This is a genomic window from Baaleninema simplex PCC 7105 (genome assembly GCF_000332355.1).
Taxonomy (GTDB): Bacteria; Cyanobacteriota; Cyanobacteriia; order Cyanobacteriales; family Geitlerinemataceae; genus Baaleninema; species Baaleninema simplex.
Window position 1 is genome coordinate 3,922,755 of record NZ_KB235958.1, and the last position, 12,455, is coordinate 3,935,209.

Below are 12,455 nucleotides of genomic sequence, written 5' to 3' on the forward strand. Positions count from 1 at the left end.
CTCCCTCTCTTCATCTCATCACTGGCGACTGGCGACTGGCGACTGAAAAAATCATGTATTGGTACGACGGACGACTTTACAATTCGACGACACTGCAACTAGACGTGACCGAACCGGGACTGTTGTACGGTGCAACGGTGTTTACAACGCTGCGGGTTTACCAGCAGTCGCTACAGCATCCGCGAACCTATTGGGAAGGTCATTTACGGCGGTTGCGGGAATCCATCGAACTGTGCGAGTGGAATTCGCCAGATTGGAACTGCATTGACGAGGGTGCAAAACGGCTGTGTTCGGACTTTCCGGTGTTGAGAATCGCACTGTTTCCGGACGGACGGGAGTTGATAACGGGGCGATCGCTCCCTGGGGATTTATTGCAACGACAGCAACAGGGAGTTGTGGCGTGGGTGGCGGAGAAACCGCAGTTTCGTCGTGCGATTCCCGAGGCGAAAACGGGAAATTACCTTCCGGCGTGGTTGGCGTTGCAACAGGCGAAACAGCAGGGTGCGGTGGAAGCCATTCTGACAGATAGTTACAGCCGTTGGTGCGAAACCAGTACGGGGAATCTCTGGGGGTGGTGTGAGGGGAAATGGTGGACGCCACCGTTGGAGGTAGGGATTTTACCGGGGTTGGCACGAGAACAGATTTGCGATCGCGCGAGTTGGCACAATATCAGTATCGGTCAACAGCCTTGGTCGGAGTCGTTAGTGGTGAAGTTCGAGGCGATGGCGTATACCAACAGTGTCGTCGAAGTGGTTCCGATTTGGAAGGTGGTAACGGGGGACGCGGAAGCGTCGTTAACGTTCGATCCTAACCATCCGAGTCTTAGGGAATTGCGATCGCTCCTCGTAGGCGATCTTTATTGAATAGTCTGTTCTTCGTCCTCCTCTCAATTGGGATAACTCAGAAACTCTATCCGTGTAATTTGACCGATCGCGCAAGTTTAAAACTCTAAGAATCTCAATAACAACATTGGCATGATATAAGAACATAAAAACTCAATTCCACTTATCGCACATTTGATATTGAACGACCACTGAATCGCCTTAAAAACTCGATGAGTTTTTCAATTTTCAATTATATATCTTTTCCATGACGGACTATCAAATTTTTCTCAAACCGGTTTTCTCTGCACCCGCCGAAGTCGTTCCCAACGGTGTAGAACTCCCCAAACTCCCCGAACCTTGGTCTTGGCGGTGGCATCAAGCAGAAACCTATAAGGCTTTAAAAGACCCAAATATTGACGTTGTGATTAATACGGCGATGACGGGAGATGGAAAGAGTTTTCCGGGGTATTCAACGGTTTTATTCGATGGTGAAGTCGCGTTGGGGATGTATCCCACCAACGAACTGGCACGAGATCAGGAACGACAAATTACGAATTATGTGGCAACGTTTAAACCACCCAACGACCCTCGCGTTAATCGGTTAAGCGGTGCAGAATTAGAGTTATTTTCAGAAAAAGAAAACTTATCGAAAGCCGAAGCGATCGCACGGAGAAGCGACCAATCTGAAGTTTTACTCTCTAGCCTCGATTTGATTCACTATCTTCACCGAGGCGTCTATTTAACCAATTACGAAAACCCCGATACACTCTGGAATCGAGTTGATAAAAATTTCGATCTCTTTATTTTTGATGAGTTTCACGTTTTCGCGCCGCCGCAAGTTGCCAGCGTCATCAATACGATGTTATTGATTCGTCATACGAACCGTCATAAAAAGTTTCTGTTTTTATCAGCAACTCCCGATTTGCAGCTTCTCAAAAAACTCGATGCAGCTAAGTTTCGCTATCGTCTTATCGAGCCTGAGAAAGAAGAAAAATATGCGTTTCCCAGTGGCGATCGAGACCGAGAAATACTTAAAACTCAAGGATGGCAAGAAATTGCCAGAGAAATTCAGCTTAATTTTATTGCGCTCGAATCTACGGGTCAAGCTTCGGAAGCGTGGTTAAAAGAGAATAGCGATCGCATTTTACAACATTTTCTCGACCAACCGGGAAGTAAAGGGGCAATTATCCTCAATTCGATCGCCGCTGTCAAACGTCTGGTTCCCCGATTTCGCGAATACTTTGAACCCCACGGTTTGACGGTTGGCGAAAATACGGGATTGTCAGGAAAACAAACTAAACTCGAATCTCTCGAGGCGGATTTGGTTATCGGAACCAGTACCATCGATATCGGCGTTGATTTCAAAATTAATTTGCTCTGGTTCGAGTCGTCAGACGCGGGGAATTTTATTCAACGATTGGGACGATTGGGACGACATCAGGGATACGAACGAAATGGGGAAAACGTGAGTTTCCATGAGTTTGTCGCCTATGCGTTGGTTCCGAAATTTCTCGTCGAACGGTTATTTGAAAAAGAGAAGGCCGCTTTTGAGGCAGACGGACAGTTCGAGCGATCGCTATTTAATACCGCCATTCGGGATGAATATCGCAAAATTAACGATTTTCGCGGCTATTACAAAAAATGGGGTGCCGTTCAATCGATAAAACTCTATTCCGATCTCAACGCTCCCAAAATTAAAAAACAATATACGGACAGTCGCCAGGGATTTCGTCGAGATTGCGAAGCGGCGTTTGAGGCGAACTGGAATCAGGCGATGGCGTTAATTTTGCAAGCCAAGGAACAATGGAAGGCGGCTTCTGGGAAGTCGAACAATCCCGTCGCCGAGGAAGCTTGGCGGTTTCGCGGTTCGAGTCCGTTGCAATGCGGACTGTATGATGAAACGGAACCTTACGAACTCGATCGCTTTAAAACTTACGATTTACCGGGAATTCTCGGAAACTTGGACATTGAGATGTGGACGGAAGCGGGATTTCTGCGTCGGTTGAAGGACACGAGCGATCGCCTCGGGGAACCCATCGCCAAAGGACGGTTTAAGTATCGTCTCGGGTTCATGCGGTTGAAGGCGTATCGCGAGGAACGGTTGAACTGGCGGTTTACCTATCCTGGCAAGTTGGAGGCGATCGCGAACTCGTGTAAAGTGCAGGTTTTGGCGGGGGTGCAAATTTGGCAACCGGAAAATCCCTGGATTTGGCAGGTTAACCAGGAACTCAAAACGCAGGGGTTGGTGTGTTACGTCCTCCCGTTTCCGGTGATGGAGGTTCGCCAGCGTCTCCGTTTACCGATGCACTTTGCCATTTATCCGATTTCTGACGAAACCAGCGTTCACGCCACAACGCCACCTTATTCGATTGCGATCGGTCAGGCGGCGTTGATGGTGGATGTGTTGGCGAGTGAGTTAAAACGCTAAACGGTTTTTCGCCGCTTAGTCTTCCTCTAACCATCGATCGTAACCGACAGCTAACAATTGCTCTTTAACTTTAGTGAGGGTAGTGATTGAGGGACGGTCGATCGAACTTACGCGATAGATATCGTTCGAGACAACTGCGTAGTCTTTTCCCGTAAAGTGAGCGATAACTTCAGCCAGATTGCGGTTTGAGAGTTCCTCTTCGAGAATGGCGAGAACTACTAGGTAAGTCTCGGACTCCATTCCATCAGGGAAGGCTCGTTGGAGAAGTTCGTCAGTGGTTTTGAGGTAAGGAGCGATCGAACGTTGCATTAGATTAACTCCCAGTCAGAGGATATGGCGGATGAAGATAAACTTGAAATCGAACACCTTGTGCTAAGGCAGCTTTAACGGCTTTAGAATCAGAGGTCAGTGTGACCGCTCCGAGACAATCGCCAGTACCTAAGATAATAATATCGTTTTCACCAATCCGACGGGTGGGTTTTAGCCTCAAAGCTCTTGCCGATGGTCTATCTGGAACAATGTTAACTCGTTGCAACAAATTTTCTCCTCGCCGTTTTTCTGATTCACCTCCTACAGTTTCGAGAATTGCTCGAAATTCCCTCAAAGCCGTTTGAGTCAGAACCATCGGCTTCTCTTGAATATATTGACGCAATGTATAACGAACAGGAGATCCTTCACCAATTAGAGCAATAGCAGCACAAGTATCGAGATTAATCATAAAAAACACTTTAATAGAAAGAAGAATAGAATTCTATTATACCACATCAGTTATAGATTTAGGTTGAAATCATGAGAATTTCTGACATTACACAACTTCGATCGAATCTCGATCTCCTGCTTCAAGAAATCCCCTATCTCAAAATGCTGGTTCTCTTCGGTTCACGAGCCAGGGGAGACACCCACGCCAAAAGTGATTGGGATTTCGCCGCACTTTACGACGAAGAACTTCGCCAACAAACCGTTGAAGGGTTTGGTTGGTTTCGAGATGCGGGAATTCTCGGCGACTGCTTTGGGATTTCCAGCGACAATATCGATTTAGTCGAACTCGATCGCTGTTCGGATTTAATCGCGCACTATATCGCTCGCGACGGACAAGTTATTTACGAACGGGAACCGGGACTGTTTGCAGCCTTTCGCGATCGAGCCTTAATGAGCGAAGGACAGCTTCGAGAATTTTGTCAAAACATGACTCGAAAATTAGAAGATTCCTTACAACGGAGGGGATTATGAGCCGTATCGATCCAGCTGTCGTCCTCAACAAACTCAATTACATGGATAACTATCTAAACGAACTGGAAAAGGTTCGATCGATCTCTTTAGATGAGTATCTGAATTCGACTTTATATCAACGCTCTATCGAACGTTTAATCCAGCTAATCGTACAAGTTGGAATCGACTTAAATTTTTATATTTTAAAATGCTTGAGGCGACCCTTACCAGAAACGAGTAACGAGTCTGTCTTGGGATTAGTCGAACTCAATATTATCGAACCATCTTTGGCTCGAAATTTACAGGAATCTATCAAACTGAGAAATCTTCTCGTACATCTTTACGAAGAAATCGATCCAATAACCGTTCATCGATCGATTTCTAATATTTTTGAAGATTACCCAAAATATCAAAAGTCAATATTAGTTTATCTTCAGCAATCGAATCTATTCGAGTAACTCGATAAAACCATGACCTCATCAACTCCCGAAGACTACGCCAACTTACTCAGTGAAGTCAAACAAAGAATTCGAGACGCACAATATCAAGCACTCAAAGCGGTAAACAAAGAACTCATCGCACTGTACTGGGATATTGGCAAAACCATCGTCACCCGACAACAAGGCGAAACCTGGGGAAAATCGATCGTTCAGCAACTCGCGAAAGATTTACAGTCTGAGTTTCCGGGGATTAGCGGATTTTCAGCAGCAAACCTCTGGAGAATGCGACTTTTTTACGAAACTTACGCTTCAAATGAAAAACTCGCACCATTAGTGCGAGAAATTGGCTGGACGCACAACATCGTTATTTTAGAAAAGTGTAAAGACGACCTCGAACGCGAGTTTTATCTTCGCATGACTCGTAAATTTGGCTGGACGAAAAACGTACTCATTCACCAAATTGAAAATCAAACTTACGAAAAAACGCTTCTCGATCGAGCTAACTTTGACAACGCCTTATCCGAAGACGTTCGCAACCAAGCCAAACTCGCCGTCAAAGACGAGTACACTTTCGATTTCCTCGAACTCAGCGACGATTACAGCGAACGCCAACTCGAAACCGAAATCCTAACGCGAGTCGAACCCTTTTTGCAGGAAATGGGAGGGATGTTCGCTTTCGTAGGAAGTCAATATCGCGTGGAAGTTGGAGACGAGGAATATTTTATCGATCTGGTTTTGTATCATCGACAGCTTAAATGTTTGGTCGCTGTCGAACTCAAAATCGGTAAATTTCTTCCGGAATATGTCGGAAAAATGCAGTTTTATTTATCGGTGTTAGACGATACGGTGAGACTTCCTGACGAAAACCCATCTATTGGCATCATTTTGTGTAAGTCCAAAAACAAAACAATTGTCGAATATACCCTGAGAGATTCCAACAAACCGATTGGTGTGGCGACGTATAAAGTTGTTTCAAGCGTTCCCCAGGAACTCAAACAGCAACTTCCAGAACCCGAACAAGTGGCAAAACTGCTCGATAACATTCAATTCAGTAATTCTCAGTGAAACAGGACGTGTGATGTCTTCTCAATCTCCCGAAAACTCCCAACAACTCAACTTATTTGACATGACGAACAATTTTGAAGAATTTGAAGAATTTGATTTTGAGTCGCTGAGTTCCGAAGAGATCGGCTCGACGGAGGAAGAAGGCGATCGCACGATCGAACTCTCCAGCGAACTGCTCACGCTTAAACTCTTACAAGAAGCGATTGACAAAACCCATCCTGAAGATTTGGTGATGGCGGAGTTTGCGAAGTTCGTATTACCTAACTTACTTAAATACACCATTGGCGTGACGGCGAAAGGGGGATGGTTTTTTGAAGAACTCGATCGACGAGCAGCCATCAAAAAAATTGAAGCAGTTCGTCGCGGTAACACTGAAGAAGAACATAAATCGGTTCGTCGCGACAACGCCGCCGATCAGTCGCTCAATACCCATATTCTCAATGGACTGTTTCCCGCCAACGCGATCGAGCGTAAATTGCAAACGCTCAACACCACCGTTCGCCGAGTTATCGATGACTTTAGCCGAAAAATCGGACTGGCGGGATTCGTTCTCCACGACTTTGAAAAATTCGACTACCATCGCATCCCTGGAATTCCCGACGCTTACCGGGGAATGAGTCGAGACATCGATCGCGACATTCGCAAACTGTCCCTCGACGAACATCGCCAACTGTTTGACGTTCTCGTTCCTGCGTTGGGAATCGATCGATTTCTGTTTCCCGACAATCCCCAGCAGTGGCGAACCTACCGCGACGATCTGCTTGCGATCGCCTACAACACGCAAGCGCAAAACGATACGAATCTCAATTTTTCCGATACCGGGTTAAATCCCGAAATTCGCGATCGAACCTTAAAGAGTCTCATCGATCTCACCTGTCTCGCCGATCGTCTGGCGTCGATTATCAAACATCCCCAAGATGTCGAGAAACGCAGTCTTTTAAAAGTTCTCGATCGACTCAGTGACGGTGAACTCAAATTTACCTATCACGCCATTTCTGAAAACCGAGGCGTTCTCACTAACATCGTTAACAACGCCGTGATGGACGCACATCGCGAACTCGACTATACACCTCTTCTCTATCTTCCCACAGGTGTCATTTATATGACTCCCAAAAATGCAGAGCAAGTTTCGTTAGACGATTTACCCGATCGCGTGGTTTCTAGCATTAAAACTCTCTGTGCAGGTGAACTTTGTCGCAAACAAACGGGATTTGGTCGCGATGGAAAGGGAATGAAGTACGCCGACTATTACAGTCAGTTTTTCGACGATTGCGGCTTGATGGAAGTGGCACTCGATGCGACGCTTCGGATTCTCAAAAATAAAAAACCAGTTTCTAAAAGTCGCAGCGACAACCTGAAAAAATTTCAAACTCAAGGGGTTCTCTCAGAAAATTACGATTTCAACTTTGAGGACGACATTCGGATCGATCGTATTGCTGAATTTGGAGATGTGGCAACTCGTAAAATTTGGGGCGATCGGCGATCGCGCATTGAAGCCTATTTAAAGGAAACCCACAAAGGAAAGAAAGCCAAAGAAGCGATTTCCAAACTTCCCGATCCGAATTTAATTGTTGAAATTGCTAAAGCGTGGCAACTCGAGAGCTATATTCCGCAAATTCGAGAAATCCAGCAAATCAACGAAACGCTCAAAAGCTTAAAACTTAAAGGAAATACCGGCGGCGTTCCCTACGAGTGGTATTTCCTGGCGGCGAAGTATCTCGAAGAAAACCCCGGACAAAGTGACGATGACATTCGTAAAGTTGGAGAACAAATCATCGGCTTCGTTCTCCAGCTAACTACTCCCATTGTCGCTGAATACGATCTCGCTGATGGTTGGGATGACTTGCGAGATTGGACGCGGCGAGTGGTGGTGTTACCCGGTCAAACTCGCGACGAAAATACCGACGATCGCGCCAAAATTTTCCTGAAAGAACTCGAGAACTACCAAGCGGCTAAAAAACCCGGTCGCGGCCGTCAACTTCTCTGTTCTCTCTCTCACTCTCCTTACAGCGTCAGCGAACAAATGGAATCCGCCGTGTTGTTCACGCCGCAAGTGTACACCAACAAGCAAATGTTGGGAGGATCTAACGCCAAACGCAACATCTCTAGCATTGCGGGAACGGAAATGATGTTGCGACAAATCTTGATGAATCAGACTCAAACGGTTGGTAAACGATTTGAAGATGGCAAATATCGCTATCTCTATTTTTACCCAACTTACTATTTTACACCAGAAACCAACAATTTCATCGCTCGTGCCTATGCTAACATCGCACAAACTCGCTTCAATGCAGCCATTCGCGATCGCTTTATCGACCCCAAAGAACTCAAAGCCGATTTGAGTCTCGAACGCTATCAAACCGTCGATGCGTTTATCATCGACGAAGATTTACAGGAGAAAGTCAAGTTACCGGAAGGCAATCCCAATCGCAAGAGCGATCGCACCTTCAAACTGTCTTACCCCCCAGACAAACCGCTCACCTTTTACTTTATTGCTTTACCTCCCGGACGGGAACCCACCGATACCGAATCTTGGGTGATGCCAGCTTGGTTAGCGTTAGCATTTCCCAATATTCTCGATGTCAAAACTGTGGTGTCAGAATCGCCAATTCCGCCATTTCGCGATGGTGCAGAATTTGAAGAAACCGTTTTTCTCGACAGCGCACCCCAGGCGTTCCGAGTTTTGCTCAAACGCGATCGATTCCGACTTCACCACCTTCTCGAAGGTTGGCCGGAACTCGTCCGAAATCGCGAAACTTCAGAACTCGAAGACTTTCTTCATCCGTCTCCCCTCAATACCCTCACCGCCGCTTATACGATTCATCTCGATGTCAATATTAAACGAGGTAAAAAAGGCTACGATGCCAACTGGGGAAAATTTTCCGAACTTGCCAACAATTTAGAAACCAGTCCGCTTTATGTATTTTCCTATCTTGCCAAACGATCGCGTGCGCGGGAAACCGACGCACCGAGTCCCAAACGAATTCAACTGTACGTCTATGACTTGTACCCCTGTTTTGACCCTTATGTTGAGGTCGATCGAACTTTGGAGACATTAACTGTGGGAACTGAATCACCCCTCAACCATCCGAAAAAACTCGTCGAATTGTATCGCAAGTTTTATCGAGCTAATAAAAAGTACAATCCCAAATCGAACGCCGTTCTCAAACCGATCGATATTGCCTCAGACACGCTGTTAAAAGCAGAAACGAGCGTGTTTCACGGGGAAACCCTAGTCGCTGTCGTTGCGGCGGAAGTCTTCAAACTCATGGATCGCGTTCGCGCCTCGAATGCTGAAGGCTATTGGCAAATTCAAGATCGTGAAGCAGAACGTCAAGCGGTTTTAGCGTTTTCTCGCTACTTCGTGGAAGAGGTATTTGAGAAAGCCTTTAAAGGCGATCGAGCGCGTTTGGCGGGAACTCAACTCAACTTACTTCGCGATACTTGCGAATTTCTTTACCGCCTCGAACAAGACAAGGAAAATAAGGCTGACAAAGCCAAAAAAGAGGCATCTGAGGCGAAAATCGAGGAGGAATAATGTCTTGAATCGTCCCGAACTAAACTTACAGATCTAGTAAGTTTCTTGTTCGGAATCTCGTTTTTAAAAAATTGGTGAACTCTTAAACTTTGTATCTTGGACTTTTACCGCGCAGGAGTTACGCCATTGCGTCAAAAAACTCGGTTTTTTGTTATCATTCTGACACTGAAATAACAGGATTTTATTCAGAAACCGAGTTTCGGCATAAGTCCTAACTGCGTTCACCCCAGCCGACTGTTTATCCAAATTGAATTTTTTGCAGGACACCCGACTCATGAAATTTCTCAAAACACTCGATTTCAAATTATTTCACAGCGAAATTCCCTACAAACCGATGGGAAAATACGCTCATTTTCTGACCCTTCGCGTGACAGAATCTTACCCCTTGTTTCAAACTGATGGCGAACTCAACAAAGCTCGCGTTCGTGCCGGAATTGAAAACCGACAAACCATCAGTCGCCTGTCTATGTTCAAACGCAAACAATCCACGCCAGAACGCCTAGTGGGACGGGAACTGTTGCGGAAATACGAACTGGTGAAACCTGAAGAGTGCGAATATAACGTCAAATTTGGCATGGACAATCCCGACTGTATTATTTATGGATTTGCTATCGGCGATTCGGGTTCAGAAAAGTCGAAAGTGGTAGTCGATACTGCCTTTTCCATCACGCCATTTGATGAGTCTCATGAAACCTTTACCCTCAACGCACCTTACGAAAGCGGTACGATGGCGTCTAAGGGAGAAGCGGGTTCTAAACCCGGTGAAGTGACGAGTCGCATTAACCAACAGGATCACATTCGTCCGCAAGTATTTTTTCCCAGCATCGTCACTTTGCGCGATCCGACGGAAGCTAGCTTTTTGTACGTCTTTAATAATATTATGCGGACGCGGCATTACGGCGCACAAACTACCCGGACGGGACGAGTTCGCAACGAGTTGTTAGGGGTGGTATTTGCCGACGGTGAAATTGTCAGTAACTTGCGTTGGACTCAGGCAATTTTCGATCGCTTGCCATCGGAAGTTATCGAGTCGATCGATCCTCTCGACGAAGATATAGTTTTGGAAAAGGCGACGGAGGCAATTCAAGAATTGATGAATGAAGAATTTATCGTTCATACTGATTTTATTGGCGATGATGGGTCTTCGCAAAACAAGGTGATAAGAAAAACTTATTAAGTAAAGCAAGACAGAAAGCGCATTCGCATATTTTCAAAATTTATAAAGCCATAAGCTTGACGCTTTATCAGTTTAAGACGATTATTAATACCCTCCATAACACCATTGGTTGTTCGGCTCAAGAAATAATTACATATTGTGTTAAGATGATTGCGAATTGTCTTGACAGCATCACCATAAATACTCTGTGCTTTACACAACCATTCTTTAAATTTATTTTTTCCGCTCTCTGGGTCTTGAGTTGTTTCATAAATTTCTCTAAAATCCTCTTTAAGCTGATAAGCTTTTCGTAAACGTTTTGACTGTTTTAAAACGGCCTCTAATTTTTCCAATCCCTCTTCTTTTAAGTCTTTTTGGTTTTTCAGCAATAACCATTTTGCTCCTTTGATTTTGATTTTAAACTTCACCTGCTTTCGGATTTTATTTAGATTGTCATTCACCGCTTTCATAACGTGAAATCTATCGACGACAATTTGGGCATTGGGAAACACTTTTTCGATAAGCTTTGGAAATCCTCCCCACATATCTACACTGACTTCTTCGACTGCCTCTCTGACCTCTAACGGTTGCTGTAGAAGAACTTCAGCGATTTCTTCTTGTTGGTGAGAGTCGATGACTTCTATCAATTCTCCTTTCTCTAAATCGCTCACTACCGTCACAAATTTTTTGTGACCTTTATGTTTTGCTATCTCGTCCAAACCCAACCTTTTTACTTGTCCCCAATTTACTTTTTTTTTGCGTTCGTATACCTGTTGATGAATTCCATTTACCTGATGCCAAGACAAGTCTTCTTCTCTTTTAACTTGCTCGACGCTACTAGCGATTACTCGCTCGTAAATATATTCTTCGTACCGCCTAGTAAACCTTCGACCAGTTTCAATAAAGTCTAGTTCTTCTGTAAAGTATTGTTGGCATTTTTTACAGTAAAACTGACGCCGTGGTATTTGCAAATATACGAGTTGACCCGAAATGGGCAAGTCTCGAACTCTAACGGTTCGTGTTTGGTTAAGTTCGCCCGTCTTTTTGCCACAATGAGGACAGGCAACTTCCTCTTCTCTAAAGCCTAGCTGCAAAAATATTGCTTCGCGTTCCCTGACCACGCTTCTCACTCTTACTTTGGGTAAGTTGATTAAGTCTTCTACAAAAAAGTTCATCTTTAGATCCGCCTGCATTTGTTTTCTATTATACTATTATCACCTCAAACTCCGAAGACCCGCGATGATTTTCAGTCGTTGTTGGCAGAGGTGAAGTCTTTGACTTCTTCAGAAGAGGGAATTCAATCGATTTTGCAACAGGCTGACCGAGAAGCCAAGGCTTACGAGAAAGCTCATATTAAGAGCAAGAAATCTACGGCTCGGTCTTAATTAATTGAAGGGTGCGTTACGGCAAAAATTCAATTTGTTTCTGAACCCGATACAATAACTTGGGGAATGGGTTTGACAACGGTGCGTTACGGCGGAAATAAAATGGTTCGTCTTTAGACACACTTTGTTTCTCCGCCTAACGCACCCTACACAATGACTTGGAGATGTAAATTGTGACTTATATTTATCGCTGTCGTCTAGAACTTCACGACAGTTTGTATTTTGCGACGCGGGAAATCGGACGGCTGTATGAAACTGAACCCATTTTGCACAATTACGCCTTGTGTTATGCGTTGGGATTCGTCGATAGCGATCGCTACGGCACTCGTGTCGAAACAGACAATGAGTATCGATATTTTTGTCGTCATCAAGTCCCTCAATACGAGGCACATTTGAGCCAACTCAACCAT

The 12,455-nt window shown here is 45.0% G+C and carries 11 protein-coding genes; 8 read left to right on the forward strand and 3 right to left on the reverse strand.

The window, feature by feature from the left end:
- The first annotated feature begins 53 nt into the window (after positions 1 to 53).
- Together GEI7105_RS0119880 and cas3 are read left to right on the forward strand one after the other, a co-directional pair.
- On the forward strand, positions 54 to 863 hold the full coding sequence (locus tag GEI7105_RS0119880) for an aminotransferase class IV (protein ID WP_017662187.1): 810 nt from the start codon (positions 54 to 56) through the stop codon (positions 861 to 863).
- A gap of 226 nt (positions 864 to 1,089) precedes the next feature.
- Complete coding sequence (gene cas3, locus GEI7105_RS0119885; protein ID WP_017662188.1) at positions 1,090 to 3,252, forward strand: type I-D CRISPR-associated helicase Cas3'; 2,163 nt, start codon at positions 1,090 to 1,092, stop codon at positions 3,250 to 3,252.
- A 15-nt stretch (positions 3,253 to 3,267) separates the two neighbouring features.
- Here the strand turns inward: cas3 and GEI7105_RS0119890 are convergent, their stop codons facing one another.
- Together GEI7105_RS0119890 and GEI7105_RS35215 are read right to left on the reverse strand one after the other, a co-directional pair.
- Positions 3,268 to 3,561 (reverse strand): DUF3349 domain-containing protein, encoded by a 294-nt coding sequence (locus tag GEI7105_RS0119890; protein ID WP_017662189.1) that lies wholly within the window; start codon positions 3,559 to 3,561, stop codon positions 3,268 to 3,270.
- Positions 3,562 to 3,565: 4 nt separating this feature from the next.
- Positions 3,566 to 3,970 carry a DUF1308 domain-containing protein gene (locus GEI7105_RS35215; RefSeq protein ID WP_071592042.1) on the reverse strand — a complete coding sequence of 135 codons (405 nt, stop codon included), beginning with the start codon at positions 3,968 to 3,970 and terminating at the stop codon, positions 3,566 to 3,568.
- A 71-nt stretch (positions 3,971 to 4,041) separates the two neighbouring features.
- Here GEI7105_RS35215 and mntA point away from each other — a divergent pair, with 71 nt between their 5' ends.
- The 5 genes from mntA (at position 4,042) to cas7d (ending at position 10,681) form a co-directional block, all read left to right on the forward strand.
- Positions 4,042 to 4,482 carry a type VII toxin-antitoxin system MntA family adenylyltransferase antitoxin gene (gene mntA / locus GEI7105_RS0119895; protein ID WP_017662190.1) on the forward strand — a complete coding sequence of 147 codons (441 nt, stop codon included), beginning with the start codon at positions 4,042 to 4,044 and terminating at the stop codon, positions 4,480 to 4,482.
- Entirely contained in the window at positions 4,479 to 4,919 is a 441-nt protein-coding gene (gene hepT / locus GEI7105_RS0119900) for a type VII toxin-antitoxin system HepT family RNase toxin (protein WP_017662191.1), read from the forward strand. The genes mntA and hepT overlap by 4 nt, the downstream gene beginning before the upstream one ends.
- Positions 4,920 to 4,931: 12 nt before the next feature.
- Positions 4,932 to 5,966 (forward strand): PDDEXK nuclease domain-containing protein, encoded by a 1,035-nt coding sequence (locus tag GEI7105_RS0119905; RefSeq protein ID WP_017662192.1) that lies wholly within the window; start codon positions 4,932 to 4,934, stop codon positions 5,964 to 5,966.
- A gap of 13 nt (positions 5,967 to 5,979) precedes the next feature.
- On the forward strand, positions 5,980 to 9,504 hold the full coding sequence (cas10d, locus tag GEI7105_RS0119910) for a type I-D CRISPR-associated protein Cas10d/Csc3 (RefSeq protein WP_017662193.1): 3,525 nt from the start codon (positions 5,980 to 5,982) through the stop codon (positions 9,502 to 9,504).
- Positions 9,505 to 9,778: 274 nt separating this feature from the next.
- Positions 9,779 to 10,681 carry a type I-D CRISPR-associated protein Cas7/Csc2 gene (cas7d, locus tag GEI7105_RS0119920; RefSeq protein WP_017662195.1) on the forward strand — a complete coding sequence of 301 codons (903 nt, stop codon included), beginning with the start codon at positions 9,779 to 9,781 and terminating at the stop codon, positions 10,679 to 10,681.
- Here the strand turns inward: cas7d and GEI7105_RS0119925 are convergent.
- Positions 10,678 to 11,835 carry an ISL3 family transposase gene (locus GEI7105_RS0119925; RefSeq protein WP_026097647.1) on the reverse strand — a complete coding sequence of 386 codons (1,158 nt, stop codon included), beginning with the start codon at positions 11,833 to 11,835 and terminating at the stop codon, positions 10,678 to 10,680. The genes cas7d and GEI7105_RS0119925 overlap by 4 nt on opposite strands.
- 383 nt (positions 11,836 to 12,218) lie before the next feature.
- Here GEI7105_RS0119925 and cas5d point away from each other — a divergent pair.
- Positions 12,219 to 12,455, forward strand: a 237-nt coding sequence (gene cas5d / locus GEI7105_RS35220) for a type I-D CRISPR-associated protein Cas5/Csc1 (protein ID WP_071592043.1), incomplete at its 3' end; no start/stop codon positions are given.